The sequence below is a fragment of the Flectobacillus roseus genome (assembly GCF_030056595.1).
In the GTDB taxonomy this organism is placed as follows: domain Bacteria; phylum Bacteroidota; class Bacteroidia; order Cytophagales; family Spirosomataceae; genus Flectobacillus; species Flectobacillus roseus.
The window spans coordinates 63,866-79,658 of record NZ_JASHIF010000003.1 but is presented as its reverse complement, the minus strand read 5'-3'; the positions used below and the strand labels follow the sequence as shown (position 1 = coordinate 79,658).

The window sequence follows — 15,793 nt, the reverse complement described above, 5'->3', positions numbered from 1 at the left end:
GCATGAACCAAGCTATCCAAGCAATCGCCATCGACGACGAACCCAAAGCCCTAGAGGTAATTCAAATTCATGCAGAGAAAGTGCCGTTTTTAGAACTAAAAGCGATGTTTACCAATGCTTTTGAAGCCTTAGATTATTTGCGGACCAATCAGGTGGACTTGATTTTTTTGGATATACGCATGCCCGATATTACGGGCTTGGAACTGCTTTCTAGTTTAACCTCTAAACCTTTTGTGGTGTTTACCACTGCCTATTCCGAGTATGCCGTTCAGGGCTTTGAAGTGGATGCCTTGGACTATCTTTTGAAGCCTTTTTCTTTCCCAAGATTCTTGAAAGCTTGTAACAAAGCCAGCGAAGTCATTCAGAAATCTGCTAAATCTGTACCTGAGTCCATTTTTTTAAAGACGGGTTATCAGGAAGAAAAGGTTTTTCTGGACGAAATCCATTATATCGAAGCCGAAGGAAATTATCTCAATGTGATTTTGACAGAAAGAAGAGTAGTCGTTAGAATGACCCTCAACGAAATGTCTGAGTTATTACCTACAAACCTATTCCTACGTATACATCGTTCGTATTTGATTGCGCTCGATAAGATAGAAAAAATCGCCAAAAATGCTGTAGAAATTAAATCCAAAGAAATTGCCATTGGCGCAAGTTACGAGGAGGCTTGGGCTGAAGCCAAGGCTAAATTGAGATAAAATTTTCTGTTTGATGGTCAATTGTAAGCATCTGAAGCTCAAATTCAGAGAAATGAACCTTTTTGCCCAAATTTTAAAAAGTATAACCAATAAACCTCTTTAATCTTCTTTTTTTCAATCGAAACAATTTAGAAAACAAACCTAAAACATTTTAAACTTCTCAATTATGAAACAAGGATTAAGGATGCTTCAGTTGTTGAGGCTATACTGTTCACTCTTTCTTTTTTTATGTACTTTTTTCAATAATACGCTATTTGCTCAACAACAAAATGCTTCAAATAAGGGGATTTTCACGATTTTAGACAATAATGCCGATTATTTGCTCAAAAAGTCAAATACCTATTCCGTTTCTATTGGCATAGTAAAAAACGGAAAAGTTTATACCAAACATTATGGAGAAATTGACAAAGGAAAAGGTAATAAAGCCGATAATAAGACCAGTTTTGATGTTGCTTCCGTTACAAAAGTGATGACGGGCTATTTGATGGCCAAAGCTGTTCTGGAAAAGAAAGTCAATCTTGATGATGACATCAGGAAATATCTCAATGGTTCATATCCCAATTTGGCCTATAAAGGTATTCCAGTACGAATAAAGGATTTAATCTCCTTTCAATCTTCCTTTGATAGAGAAATTCCAGATTTCAGTTATCTGAAAAAGAATATGGACGATAGTACTTGTTTTCGCATAAAAAAAATAGACGAAAGTTATAGTAAGAAGCAGTTTCTTGAAGACCTAGAAACGATAAAACTAGATACTATCCCTGGGAAAAAGCATAAATACAGCAATACAAGCCTTGAATTGTCGGCGCTTATTTTAGAAAAAGTGTATAATAAAAACTTTGAAACACTTTTGAGTGAAAGCTTCTTTTCTGAAACAAAAATGAAAGAAACGAAGCGTAATATAAAAATAGATAATAGTCTTGCGAGTGGTTATAACAACAATTACCTGTTGATGCCCAATAGTTTTACCAATTTGTGGGCTGCTGGTGGAAATAGAAATTCAACGATGAACGATTTAATCAAATTTTTAAGATTTGAGTTAGATCCAAAAAATAAAATAGTGCAAGAATCTCAGCGCAATATTTCCAACAGCGATCAATCGTGGAATGGATATTTTTGGGACGAAATTGGCGTATCAGAAAATGGAAAGTATTGTTTTAAACATGGAGGCGCTTTTGGAACAAACACTCTATTTATAGTCTATCCAGAACTTCAAATAGGGATATGCGTTATCGTTAATATTTCTGGAGAAAATACCTTTGGCAATTTATATGAAACGGTGGTGAAAATAGTAGAAGATTTAGAAACTACATCAACTGAAAAAATAAACTATGGATACAGATTAACAGAAGATAAGGTGATTTTTAGCTTTGAATATAATCGAAAATTAGACCCAAAATTGATAAAAAGAATCACAGTGGCAGGTTCATTCAATGATTGGAACCCTGAACGCAAAGATTTTAAGATGCACCTAAAAGGTAATAATATCTATGAGCTTGAAGTACCCAAATCGCAATTTGAAAAAGGAAAAACCTATGCTTTTAAATTTGTGATTAACCAAACTAGTTGGATTAATACACCAAAATATGCTTTAAACACAGACAAAACAGAAGATAATAATTTGACTTTTAAAATAGAATAATAGAAATACAATTCCTCAAGCGCTGACAAAAAAGTAAACATCTTTGTAAAATCAAATCACCTTTTTTTATTGAATCAAGCCGAAATGTATTTCGGCGGTAGGATAGACTATTGCCCAAACCTAAATCTTTTTAAACCAATCATTTTATGAAACATATATTAGTTACGTTACTTTTTGTGATATCACAGAGTACTGTTTTCGCCCAGAAAAATGTTGTTATCGACGAATTATTGAGTTCCTACGAAAAAATCAACCAGTTTAGCGGCTCGGTATTAGTTGCAGAAAAAGGAAAAATCATTTTCGAGAAAAGCTATGGTTATCGGAATGCGGTAAAAAAGGAAAAGAACACCAATCATAGCCGCTATAGAGTATACTCAACCACCAAAATGTTTACGACCACAGTTATTCTAAAATTACAAGAACTAGGCAAGCTTTCTATAGAGGATAATCTTTCTAAATATTTCCCCAATTACTCGAAAGGAAATAGTATTACCATCAGAAATATGCTATCGCATACCTCAGGAATTCCCGAAACTGATGAATCAAACAGCGAGGAGGAACTCATCAAACAACTTTTGAGCAAACCGCTTGATTTTTCTGTTGAAACTAAATGGAGTTATTCTAATACGAATTTTTACCTGCTAGGGTATATTATTCAAAAGGTTACGGGAAAGCCATACGAGGAAGTTATTGCCGAAATGATTTTTAAGCCTTGTCAAATGGCGAACAGTGGTTTTCATTTTAATGATTTGAAAGATTCACATAAGGCCCTCGGTTATGAGTTTATGGATGGGAAAAACTCTAATGAGGCATTACGGTTTAAGTCAGATCATCCCTATGCTGCAGGAGCCATGTATTCGACCGTAGAGGATTTGTACAAATTTAGTGAGGCATTTTATACAGGTAAAATCATTGACTCTAATTTGGTCAAATATATGTGTAATCCTTATCTGGAAGAGCATTATGGACTTGGACAAGAGGTGTATAGGATTCAAAATTCTGATAAAATATTGTTTGGTCACGGCGGACTTGGACCTGGTTATAGATGTAGATTTATCAGAGACCGTGAGCAAGAAATCGCCATCATCATATTAGCTAATTCAGAGATGGTGCCAGTAGACAAAATCGCAGAAGAAATAACAGGTATTGTATATGGTAAGTCACAAAAGAAAATCGAGGTAGGTAAAGTGACTCAAAACGATTTGTACCAAATAGAAGGGATATACTCTTCAAAGGAAGGAACTTTTTACGTAAGAATTGTAGATGGAACGGTGGTATTTAATGGAAGTATCTTGCCAAGAGTTCCGCTCATTCCAGTGACAAAAACGCTATATAAATTGGTTGATAGTTTTACTTTTAACTTTAAAACTGACCAATTTGGTAAAATAAAAGCCATTACAGTTACTAATTTAAGAGGCGTTAAAACCGCTGAAAAAACATCTGATACTTTTCCTTGGGGAATTATTGGAACGGCGACAACAAGCGGCTGGGATGGAAAAGATATTCTGATGCAAACTAAAAAGGGTAATCCTAATCTATTTTATCTCAAAAACTATCCATTAAATGCAGGAGAACTAAGGTTTCGATTAAACAACGATTGGAATAATAGCTTGGCTCTCAATAATGATGACAAAAACTTATGTTATGATGGATACAACATCAAAATTAAAGAAACAGGTAAATATGATATAATGTTGGATATGACGGTAGCCTCAAAGCCACGGTTTTCTTTGAAAAAATTATAAAGTAGAACCTCTCTTGTATATTTGTTAGAAAAATCATCCATTTTTATTTTCTAAGAAATGAACAAACTAAAAGTAATTGCCTTTGACGCAGACGATACCTTGTGGGTGAATGAACCCTATTTTCAAGAAGTAGAAAATAAATTCTGTGAAATGATGGAAGATTATCATCCACAGCATACTATTTCGAGGGAGTTGCTCAAAATTGAAATTGCTAATTTATCGCTTTACGGTTACGGGGTAAAAGGTTATATCTTGAGTATGATAGAAGCAGCTTTACATATTTCGGGTAAAACTATTTCGATCGAGGCTATCGAAAAGATATTGGATTTGGGAAAAGAAATGCTCGAAAAACCGATCGAGCTGCTTGATGGAGTAGAAGAAGTCTTACAACAGCTCCAAGGAAAATACCGATTGGTCGTAGCCACCAAGGGAGATTTGCTTGACCAAGAAAGAAAATTGAAGAAGTCAGGTCTGGAAAAATATTTTCACCATATCGAAATCATGTCAGATAAGCAGGAAGCTGATTATCAAAAACTGATTAGTCATTTGGACATTGCGCCCGAAGAGTTTATGATGATTGGAAACTCTTTGAAATCAGATGTGTTGCCAGTACTAAAATTGGGTGGAATAGGCGTACATGTGCCTTATCACACCACTTGGGCACACGAGACCGTCGAACATAAGGTCGAACATGCAAACTTCTACGAGTTTACCCATGCCAATGAGGTACTGGCTATTTTATAATTATTAATGATGAATTGTGAATGGTGAATTAGTGCTGTCTTTAAAATAAAATTGCTGCTACATCAAAAAAGCTAAAGATAAGAACGCATTTGAATAACATAAAATCCTTCTTATAGCACTAATTCACAACTCACCATTACCCTCTCCAAGATTATTCTTCTAGTAGATAAAATCACCTGACTTATCGTAGCCCCGTCACCGTTTGTATAGAATCAGGGCAGCAAATGAGGAAAATTACTTATATTGCCGTTTTTACCAACAATGAGACGATTGTCTTTCCTCAAACACTTATTTACATGATTCAACAACTACGTAAAACAGCATTATTGCTGAAAATCCTGTTGCTATTGATGGCAATAGGAAGTTCAAACTCCTGTTACGCACAAAATAAGACTTTAAGCAATCTTCTGGAAATTGCTGGAAAAGTGACTGATTCTCGCACAGGGGAGCCTATTGCCAATGCAAGTATTTCACTTGATTTCAAAAAATCTGGATTTATTAGCGATACTTTAGGGGTATTCAAATTGTATTTGCCAAATGGTGAATATGTCGTGAAAGTAAGTGCTATTGGTTACAAACCATTTAGGACAAGGGTTGTTCTTACTAAAAATGTCCAGTTGAATATTGAGCTGGATGAAATCAGCAAGACCTTAGAGGAGGTAATTGTGTCGAGTCAAGCTACTCGAAAAGACATTCAAACGCCTTCTTTAGGAGTAACTCTTCTCAACATTAAGGGTATCAAGAAGCTTCCTGCCATGATGGGTGAAATAGATATCATTCGCTCCATTCAAACACTACCTGGGGTTTCGTCTGTGGGAGAGGGTTCAAATGGTGTGAATATTCGAGGAGGTAATGTAGATCAAAATTTGATTTACATTGACGATATGCCCATTTTCAACCCTACACACTTGTTTGGATTGTTTTCTGTTTTTGCTTCAGATGCGATTCGCGAATTAGAACTTTACAAAGGAGGAATACCTGCCAGATTTGGTGGTAGAAGCGCAGCGGTGTTGGATATTAAGGTGACCGAACCAAGTACTGAGAAATTTAAGTTATCGGGAGGAATTGGCTTGGTCTCAAACCGAGCAATGGCTGAAATTCCAATCGTAAAAGAAAAACTTTCTGTGCTAGTAGCAGGAAGGGTTTCGTTCAATGATTTTCTATTCAAATGGTTAGCGCCAGACAATATGAAAGGAACAAAGGCAAATTTTTATGATTTTGCCTCAAAGGTATTTTATCGACCAAATAAAAATAATACCATTACGCTCTCAGCCTATTTGAGTGAAGACTATTATCAGGTAGACTCGCTATTTAGTCTTGAAAATGTGATTGCCTCAAAAACTCAGTTTGATTACGGACATCAAAATGCTTCTATTCATTGGAGTCATTATTTTGGTCCAAAATTAAGTATGGAGATTGTGGGAGTCACCAGTTTGTACAAAACCCGAACGTATGCACCAGATTCAGTGAATAATATTGACTTGCGCAATCAGGTTTTTTACAATAACCTGAAGGCTCAATGGGATTATTTACCCGACGACAAGCAAAAGATCAACTTTGGTATCAGTGGTATTCGTTATGATATACAGCCGGGGAGCTTGAATAAAGATGTGAAATCACGTATTGCAGCCGTGGAAATTCCTAGGGAACAAGGAATGGAATTTGGGATTTTTGTTGATGACGAATATAAGTTTAACAACAAATTGACTATTCAAGCTGGACTTAGATATGCACATTATTTGGCTTTGGGTGCAGGAACAGTAAATACCTATCTGACAACTGAACCCAAATCTTTAAATACAATCGTGAGTACCAGAACTTACAGTAGTGGGGAAGTGATGAAATCTTATGGTGGTTTTGAGCCAAGATTGACGATGAAATATTCTATTGATGAAAAGAATACATTGAAGTTGGGATACAATAGAATGCAACAGTTTTTCCAACTGATTTCCAATAATACGACTCCATTGCCTACGGCTCGTTGGAAATTGGCAGACGAATTTGTAAAACCTCAGTTTAGCGATTTTTATACGATTGGAGGTTTCCACTCATTCAAAGATGATATTTGGGAGCTGTCAGCTGAAGGGTATTACCGAAATGCACAGCATATCTTGGATTACGTTTCAGGAGCGAATTTACAGTTAAATAAAAACCTTGAAACTCAAATTATATCAGGGAAAGGCAAGGCCTATGGGCTAGAGTTAATGTTGACAAAAAGAAGAGGAGAAGTCAACGGTTGGTTGAGCTATACTTATGCCAGAAGTTTACAACAAATGTTGGGTGATTTTCCAAGTGTTCAGCAGATTAGTAATGGCGACTGGTTTCCATCTAATTATGATAAGCCTCATAATTTTAATATGTTGGTTAATATCCAGCCATCCAAACATCATAGTTTCTCTTTTACTTTTGCTTATCAAACAGGTCGCCCTGTTTCTTCGCCAGTGGGTTTATTCCAAATAGATAATCAAAGGTATCCTGTATATATTGCTCGTAACAACTCCCGTATTTCTGATTATCACCGTTTAGATTTTTCGTGGACTATTACCAATCCGTCACTCAAAGAAAAACGTTGGGAAGGTAGTTGGACTTTTACAGTATATAACATTTATGCCCGACAAAATGCCTATTCGGTATTCTTCAAGCCTGTTGCCTATGGTGTACGCCCGTATGAGTTAAGTGTGTTTGGAGCACCATTTGTTTCGTTAACTTATAATTTCAAGTTCTTATAAAACTTATTCCAGCTATTGTTATGAAGTGTTTTTCGTATTTATATATCATCATTATTGTATTATTCAATCTGGTAGCTTGTATCAATCCTGTCAGTGATTTTGAGCAAGCGGCCTATTTGAAATTTATTACAGTAGAAGCTTCTTTGTCTGACCTTACGGAGGCACAAAAGGTAAAGCTCTACTGGTCTGCCGACCGAATCGACGGAACGAGCGGTTTTACGCCAATCACAGGTGCGAAGGTATGGCTAACAACAGCCTCAGGTTCGACCATTAATTATATTGAATCTGGAGTAAGCGCTGCCAAGGGTGTTTATTCTTCACCAGATACGTTTAAGGGCGCTGTTGGCGAAACTTATACCTTACATTTTCGCTTGTCGAACGGCAAAGAATATGAGTCTTCGCCCGAAAAAATGCGTAAAGCACCAGAGATTGAGAATTTAATTACAAGATTTGAAATAAATGATGTTTACAGTAAAGCCGATCCACGAAGAGCAGGATTTAATATATATGCAGATTTTCAAGATGATCCAGCAGCGGGAGATTATTATCAATGGTTTTGGAAGCATTATGAAAGAGCTGAATTTTGTGTGACTTGTTATAGCGGAGCAAAATATAACTTTGCCACCACCAACTGCGATCCTCCTCGTATTCCTACCGATGAAGTTTGGAATTATATCTGTAGTGCTCCCTGTTGGAATTTAACTTTCAGTAACGAGCTCAATATTATGTCGGATGCCCTGATGAATGGACAACGATTGACTGGGAAAAAAGTCGCTAGAGTGCCATTCGATAATTATTCAAAATATTATTTAAGACTCGAACAGCGCTCTATTACCAAAGATGCCTACGATTATTATCAAAGCTTAAGCAATCAAACCCAGAATACAGGAACCTTGTTTGATGTACCTGCTGAGACTCGATTTAGTTTGAATATAAAATCAAAGTCTGATCCAACCGAGAAACTCCTTGGTATTTTTGATGTATATGCTGTGAAAAAAAGAGTTTTTTATATCGACCGTCAAACAGGCGTTCCTGCTGACGAAAGGCCACTGATTAATTTTACGGTTGGGGAAGTATATTCTTGTCCTCCAGGCGCTCCAAACTGCCAAGATAGAGTACCGTGCTTGGAAGGGCTTTATCGTACACCATTCAAGCCAGAGGGTTGGATAGATTAGTAATTTTTCATTCTTTGATAAATTATTAAACAAAAGCGAAGGAGTTAAGTTAAAAATTAAGAAACCTTTTCGAACTTTGTACCGTAGGTTTGTTATCCCAAACTAATAGGATGCCTTTCGGGGCAAATTAACTCAGATGGAAATAGTAAAAACTCAAAACACGCAAGCTTCTGTGACCACTTCGCATAATAAAATGAAAACTGGAGTTTTAATCGTTAATCTAGGAACGCCTGATTCTCCCAATACACCAGATGTAAGAAAATACCTTCGTGAATTTCTGATGGATGGTAGGGTTATTGATATTCCAGTAGCTTTTCGTTGGATGTTGGTCAATTTGATTATCGCACCATTTCGTTCTCCAAAGTCAGCCAAAACTTACAAAGAACTATGGGAAGATAGAGGCTCGCCTTTAAAGTTTTATGGAGAAGATGTGGAGGCAATGCTCCAAAAAGAACTAGGAGAGGAGTTTGAAGTAAAATTAGCCATGCGTTACCAAAGTCCAAGTTTGGATGTTGTGTTAGAGCAGTTCAGAAATTCGGGCTACCAAAAAATCATTGTGATTCCGTTTTTTCCACAATATGCTTCTGCCACAACAGGTTCGGTATATGAAAAAGTGATGAAGATTGTTTCGCAGTGGCAAATCATTCCTGAAATCAAGTTTGTTAATACTTACTACGACCATCCGAAGTTTATCGAGCATTTTACCACAGCCGCTCGTAACTACATGGCTTCTCATGAATACGACTACTTTATTTTTAGTTATCATGGTGTGCCTGAACGTCAGATTCGTAAAGGAGATTGCACAGGCAAGACTTGTAATTTTGGTTCATGTTGCGATACAATTCATTCTTTTAATCAGTATTGCTACAGAGCACAATGTCATGAGACAACACGACTGATGGTAAAAGAATTAGGTTTAAAAGAAGGGACTTACCTTACAACTTTCCAGTCTCGTTTAGGTAGAGACCCTTGGATACAACCCTATACCGAAGATACCATTAAGAAACTAGCTAAAGAAGGCAAGAAAAGCGTGCTAGCATTTTCACCAGCGTTTGTGTCTGACTGTCTCGAAACAACCATTGAGGTGGGAGAAGAGTATAAAGAAGTTTTTGAAGAGTTAGGCGGAGAGCATTGGCAACTCGTAGAAAGCCTAAATAATTCCCCTATTTGGGTAGAGTTATTGAAGGATTTAGTTACCAAAAATTCTTAGGTTTTATACATATCTCATTATATTACTTTACCCGTCTTGTCTTACTCATATTGATGTAGACAAGATGGGTAATTTTTTACACCTTGTTAAATGTGTTCAGGAATTCCTGTAAATTTGTTTTTGTAGCTACACATGCAAGAAATAAAATAGTTTCTTCTTAATTTAAATAGAGTATTTTTTTTCAAATCTTATATTATCGTTTTAACAAACTAACCATGCTATCTCTAATACTTAGCGTACTTTTTTCCGTATTGTTATTGGTCAATTTTAGACTTCATCCCAATTTTAAGGTAAATACATTTCAGGCAATTATTTTAAATTATCCCGTTTGTTTTCTTACTGGACTATTGATGATGCCAGCTCAACAGCATTTCGAATTCAATTTTTTCAATACAGGCTCACAATATGCTTTGTTATTAGGAATAGGATTTGTCGTGACATTTATTCTGTCTGGCATCTCAACGCAAAAAATGGGTATGACAGCTACTTCTTTGGCGAATAATATCTCTTTGGTTATTCCTGTTATTTTTAGCTTGTTGTTTATTACAAAATCTGGCAGTTTTGATGCGCTCAATTATGCTGGCTTAGCATTGGCAATTGGAGCAGTAGGTTTAAGTACTTTCAAAAAAGAGGAGGCAAAAGATACAGACACTAGCAGTAATTGGTTATTACCTCTGGCAGTATTTGTCATGTATGGTATCACAAATACAACATTTAACTTTCTGTCGGCAGAGTTTATCAAGACAGACGAACAGCGCATTCCATATACCCTTACAATTTTGATTGGCTCAATGGCTTTTGGTGCTTTAGTATTGATATATCGTAAAATCCAATTGAATGAGAATATTAACCTTAAAAGTATATTGGCTGCATTTCCATTAGGTATCCCTAATTTTTTGTCTTTTTACTTTTTACTAAAAGCACTTAGCGATTACGATAATAATGGAGCTTATGTGCTGCCTTTGTATAATATCAGTGTCATCATGGTATCGTCTTTGGTGGGAATTGTTTTCTTCAAAGAAAAACTCACCAAACTTAACTATCTAGGTTTATTACTGGCCTTGGTCGCTATTTTTCTCATCAATCATCAAGGATTTTTTTGATATTGAGTGAATTGCGATTGAGTGAATGAGTGATGGTTTTAATTTGTTTTTCAATGGTTGAGAATTGATATTGTGTATCTCAATAGGTTTTTAGGATTGAGATTATGCTCCAAGTTTTTATCAAAAAAGCGGTCGAAAAATATATTTTCGACCGCTTTTTTGATGCGACTATGGTAGATATAACTTAGCTTAAGACGCAAAGCTTTGAGTCTCTACTAATGGAAAACAAATTTTTACATAATCACTCAACCACTCATTCACTCAATCGCAAATCACCTATTTCTTACTGATAAACGAATTACCTTTTATATAGAACCGATATGGAAAATCTGCTCCTTGCGTTATACCTATGCGTGTAGTCGTAATAATGTCATTATCTACAATTAGATTTTGAGGAGGAATTAAGCTTAGGGCATCCGTTCGGACATTCCAAAAATTCATATCCATGTGAATGCCAAAAGCCTGAACCAATTTTGCTGGACCTGAGCAGAGATTTTTTAGAGATGCTGTATTTCTTCTCATTTTCATTAATTCTATTCCTAGCGTTGGTTCTAATGCACGAATTAATACTGCTTCGCCTATACCTTCTTCATTCCCTGATATATTGAAACAGTAGTGCATTCCATAAATCTGATAGACATAGATCGTACCAGGTTTTCCGAACATGGCGGCATTGCGTTTGGTTTTTGTTCTGTAAGCATGACAGGCTGGGTCGCCCTGTAGATAGGCCTCTGTTTCAACAATTATTCCTTCGTAGCTTCCTTCTTCTGAATCAAGTCTCAAACGCCATCCCAACATTGCTTTGGCAAGTTGAAGGGTATCTAGGGTTAATAAGTTATCTAAATTCATCTCTAATTAGTTTATCCTCAAATGTAAAGTCTTAGGTTAAAGTTATTGGTTTGTATGTAATACTGAAGACGTTACTATTTGTATATCTACTGACAATTAAGTATTTTATTGCTTATCTTTTATTAGTAACTAGCCTACTCGATTAACTAAAATATTTATGAAAGGTTCAGTTTTACTAGTTTGGTTATTGCTAAGTCTTCCTTGTGTAGCACAGGAAGGGTATAGGCATATTACGATCAAAAATGGACTTTCTCAAGGCTCTATCAACACCATTTTTAAAGACTCTCGGGGATTTATCTGGCTTGCTAGTCAGGCAGGGCTCAATCGTTATGATGGTTCTAATATAAAAGTTTATCAGTTTATTGATGATGATAGCACAACGATAGGCGGAGGAGATTTGCGAGGGGTTGTTGAGGACGCTAATGGAGACCTTTGGATTGGTTCTGGGGATTGCCTAAATCGTTTTAATAGAAAGTCGAATAACTTCACGCGTTTTTATAGTAATAACTCAAGACGTTCAACGATTACGACAGTTTTTTATGCCAATAAGGATGAAATCTGGTATATCAATGAAGAAGAAGGCATTATGGCATTAAATTATAAAAGCTTTCACAAAAGAAAAATATGGAAAGATTTTATTTACAAAGCTGATTACCTTTCAGGAAAAGTAAAAAAAGACCCTATCAGACCAATTGTATGGATTTTGTTACCTACGGGAGTAGTAGGTTTAAATTACCAGACCAAAGAAGAGATTCTCATTTCTCCCAAAATCCTTCCCAATAGAAGTGATATCACCAGTTTTGAACTAGATGCTAAAGGCAATGTTTGGGGTGTCTCTGGTAGCCAATTATGGAAGTATTTAGTTTTATCGAAAAAATTAAAATCCTTCAAACTGCCTAATCTGAGAGGAATTAGTCCTACCACATATGATATCAAAGAAAGCTTTGACACCCAAAAACTAGTGATTAGTGGTAATTATGGTTTGGTCGTTTTTGATTTGTTACAAGAACGAATAGGTCGATACTACACCCATCAACTGAATAACGCAAGGAGTTTGTCAAATTGGGAGATTTCTACTGCTATTTTGGATGATCAACAAATCCTATGGGCAAATCCAGACCCTGTTGGAATAGATGTTATTTTACCTCAGCATTTTCAAATCAATACCTTTGATAGCAATCCCTGTGATTTTGGAGAATTTAATGGTGCTTCTATTCGTGGAATAACCGAAGATCAGGAGCATAACCTCTGGGTTGGTTCGATTGATGAGGGAATTTGGTACATCAGAATGAATCCCAACAGAACTGGAATGGTAGAAGAGCCTATTTCACTACAGAAATTTACGACTAAGGATGGATTGCCAGATCATGATGTTAACGATATTTTGATTGATACCAACGGAATTGTCTGGGTGGCTACTTTTCTAGGGATGGCCTATTTTGATAAACATAAAAAGAAGTTTATTCCTGTCCTTAATCATGCAGACCCTAACAATTATGTCAATGCAAACTATGTGCGAGAGATTTGTCGGTATAAGGATAACCAGATTTTGCTTAGCACCATGAGTGGATTGTTTTTGCTAAAAGACAAACATATATCTGCTTTTTCAAAGGATAAAGAACCTGGTTCTGGAAGTCTCTATTATGACGCTTCGGCGCAGAGGCTGTACGTGGGCTGGCGAGAAAAGGGCTTGGCGGTCTATTCGACTAAGACTGAAAAGCCTGTGCTATTGCCTCAATTGTTTTTACAAGGTCTTAATGTCATGGAGTGTTATCGACAACCCAATTCTGATATCCTTTGGATTTCTTCTAACAAAGGACTTATCAAATTTGATGTAGAAAAACTTCAGGTGCTTCGTGCATTTACCGATAAAAGTGGACTAATCAATAATGTAGTATATGCCATTATGCCTTTTAAGAATAGTCTTTGGCTGAGTACTAATAAAGGTGTAGCCCAATTTGACCTGACTCATGAAAAATTTAAGGCGATTACACAAGAGGAATTTCGAGAATATAATCGGAATGCAAGTCTCAAAGCCTCTAATGGTACAATCTATTTTGGTTCTACCCACGGACTGACCTATTTTAACCCTTTGATTACACCCTCCCGCAATTCGTTAATAAATATCTATTTGACTGATATGTCTGTTAATGACAAACCTTTATCTGTCGAAAAAGGACATATTGGTGAACAGGATAAAATTATACTCAATTATGATGAAAATACAATCACTCTATCTTATGTCGGAATTGACTACAGTAATCAGATTAGTAATACGTATTTTGTTCAACTTGAAGGATTTGATAAAAGTTGGATGAATGTTGGATCTCAGCAGTCGATAAGATATACACATTTACCCTATGGTGAATACAAATTCAAGATAAAAGTAAAAAACCTAGACAATGAAGGGTTTCCTGTTAAAGAGTTGGTCATCGTGATTAAGTCGCCTTTTGGGCGAACAATTCCATTTTATCTAGCTTCTGTTCTTCTACTGATTTTCTGTGGCTATATAGGAACTACTTACTGGGTAAATCGTAAATTACTGGTCCAACAGCACGAGCTTGAGACAATACTTAAAACACAAGAGTCCGAACGAAAGCGATTAGCTCAGGATTTACATGATGATTTAGGTGGAAGCTTGTCGATTTTAAGAGGAAGACTATCCAATGAAGGCGTAAGTCATGAAATGATTCAGCTTGTCAATCAAGCTATTCAGGATTTAAGGTTAATTTCATGGAATTTACTACCACCCGATTTGATGAAAGATGGTTTGGTTGCAGCACTCGAAAACGCTGTAGAACGAATACAAAAATCTTCAGACATTAAGTTTACGTTTATCCATTTTGGCAAAGAGAAACAACTACCCGAAAAATCAAGAATCCATATTTATCGAATCGTACTTGAGGTATTCAACAATATTTTAAAGCATTCTAAAGCGCATGAGGCCACCATGCAGCTTATTTTTCATGAACAAATGATTTATCTGTCAATCGAGGATAACGGCATTGGTATTAACGAAGAGAGTTCTTCTTGGGGAATTGGTTTCAAAAATATTCAAACTCGTGTTGATAACCTTCAAGCCCAATGGCATATAGATACAAGTAATCTTGGCACCACCTTTATATTGGAAATACCCTATGAATGAATCTAAAGCATCCCTGTTAATTGCCGATGATCACGTTTTGTTTAGTGAAGGAATTATCTCTATGCTGAGGGATACCTATCATTTTTCGGGACTTGTCACAGATGGGAAACAGGTTATGAACGCAATTTTGGAAAGAAAACCTGCCTTAATTTTGCTGGATATAAACTTGCCTAATATCGACGGACTAGAGTTAGCTAAACTGATCAAGTCTAATTTTGCAGAGGTAAGGATTATATTTCTCACGATGTATAATGAAGGAAAATTTGTCGATCAAGCCCAAAAACTCAAAGTCGATGGCTATATGCTCAAACATTCTACCAAGGAGGAGCTCATTTTGGCAATTGATAAAGTTTTATCTGGGGGAAAATACTTCGACCCAAAATTGAATTTAGAGAAAACAAACCTCCATCAGACAGATTATTTTGTTAAGAAATTTTTGCTTACCCCACGTGAAGTTGAAATAATTCGACTAATTAAGAAAGGAGCTAGTTCTGGGCAAATCGCGGAGGCTTTACATTTGAGTGAAGAAACAGTACGCTCACATCGCAAAAATATTCATTTCAAGCTTGGTGTCTCAAAGGTATCCGAACTTATAGAATTTGCGAATGCGAATGGGTTATAAATGAGATAATGAGTGAGTTGTGATTGAGTGATTACTCTTTTCAGTATTGGAAACAAATAGCTTTGAGTTCGATGATGATTTATTAGCCTATTCATCAAAAAAGCGATCGAAAATTATTTTCCAACCGCTTT

11 protein-coding genes are annotated in these 15,793 nt (G+C 36.1%); 10 read left to right on the top strand and 1 reads right to left on the bottom strand.

Features of this window, described 5'->3' with window-relative positions; all coding sequences use genetic code 11:
* Positions 1–2: 2 nt before the first annotated feature.
* From QM524_RS04630 to QM524_RS04595, 8 genes are all read left to right on the top strand, one after another.
* Positions 3–698 (top strand): LytR/AlgR family response regulator transcription factor, encoded by a 696-nt coding sequence (locus QM524_RS04630; protein ID WP_095165420.1) that lies wholly within the window; start codon positions 3–5, stop codon positions 696–698.
* Positions 699–864: 166 nt separating this feature from the next.
* Entirely contained in the window at positions 865–2,340 is a 1,476-nt protein-coding gene (locus QM524_RS04625) for a serine hydrolase (protein ID WP_283343684.1), read from the top strand.
* A 146-nt stretch (positions 2,341–2,486) separates the two neighbouring features.
* Positions 2,487–4,085 carry a serine hydrolase gene (locus tag QM524_RS04620; protein ID WP_283343683.1) on the top strand — a complete coding sequence of 533 codons (1,599 nt, stop codon included), beginning with the start codon at positions 2,487–2,489 and terminating at the stop codon, positions 4,083–4,085.
* Between the two features lie 57 nt (positions 4,086–4,142).
* Entirely contained in the window at positions 4,143–4,829 is a 687-nt protein-coding gene (locus QM524_RS04615) for an HAD family hydrolase (RefSeq protein WP_283343682.1), read from the top strand.
* A 296-nt stretch (positions 4,830–5,125) separates the two neighbouring features.
* A complete protein-coding gene (locus QM524_RS04610) occupies positions 5,126–7,558 on the top strand; it encodes a TonB-dependent receptor (protein WP_283343681.1) in 2,433 nt (810 codons plus the stop codon).
* Positions 7,559–7,578: 20 nt separating this feature from the next.
* Positions 7,579–8,733: a DUF4249 domain-containing protein gene (locus tag QM524_RS04605; protein WP_283343680.1), complete on the top strand. Its 1,155-nt coding sequence runs from the start codon at positions 7,579–7,581 to the stop codon at positions 8,731–8,733.
* A gap of 136 nt (positions 8,734–8,869) precedes the next feature.
* Complete coding sequence (hemH, locus tag QM524_RS04600; protein WP_283343679.1) at positions 8,870–9,943, top strand: ferrochelatase; 1,074 nt, start codon at positions 8,870–8,872, stop codon at positions 9,941–9,943.
* Positions 9,944–10,158: 215 nt separating this feature from the next.
* Complete coding sequence (locus tag QM524_RS04595; RefSeq protein WP_283343678.1) at positions 10,159–11,046, top strand: EamA family transporter; 888 nt, start codon at positions 10,159–10,161, stop codon at positions 11,044–11,046.
* Between the two features lie 276 nt (positions 11,047–11,322).
* On the opposite strand, the gene QM524_RS04590 is transcribed toward QM524_RS04595, so the two are convergent.
* Positions 11,323–11,895 carry a DNA-3-methyladenine glycosylase gene (locus QM524_RS04590; protein WP_283343677.1) on the bottom strand — a complete coding sequence of 191 codons (573 nt, stop codon included), beginning with the start codon at positions 11,893–11,895 and terminating at the stop codon, positions 11,323–11,325.
* Positions 11,896–12,052: 157 nt separating this feature from the next.
* Here QM524_RS04590 and QM524_RS04585 point away from each other — a divergent pair, with 157 nt between their 5' ends.
* Both QM524_RS04585 and QM524_RS04580 read left to right on the top strand, forming a co-directional pair.
* The gene (locus QM524_RS04585) at positions 12,053–15,040 is read left to right on the top strand and encodes a ligand-binding sensor domain-containing protein (protein WP_283343676.1); all 2,988 of its coding nucleotides are present in this window, start codon (positions 12,053–12,055) and stop codon (positions 15,038–15,040) included.
* Positions 15,033–15,662 (top strand): response regulator, encoded by a 630-nt coding sequence (locus QM524_RS04580; RefSeq protein WP_166578171.1) that lies wholly within the window; start codon positions 15,033–15,035, stop codon positions 15,660–15,662. Before QM524_RS04585 ends, QM524_RS04580 begins: the two co-directional genes overlap by 8 nt.
* The last annotated feature ends 131 nt before the right edge of the window (positions 15,663–15,793 follow it).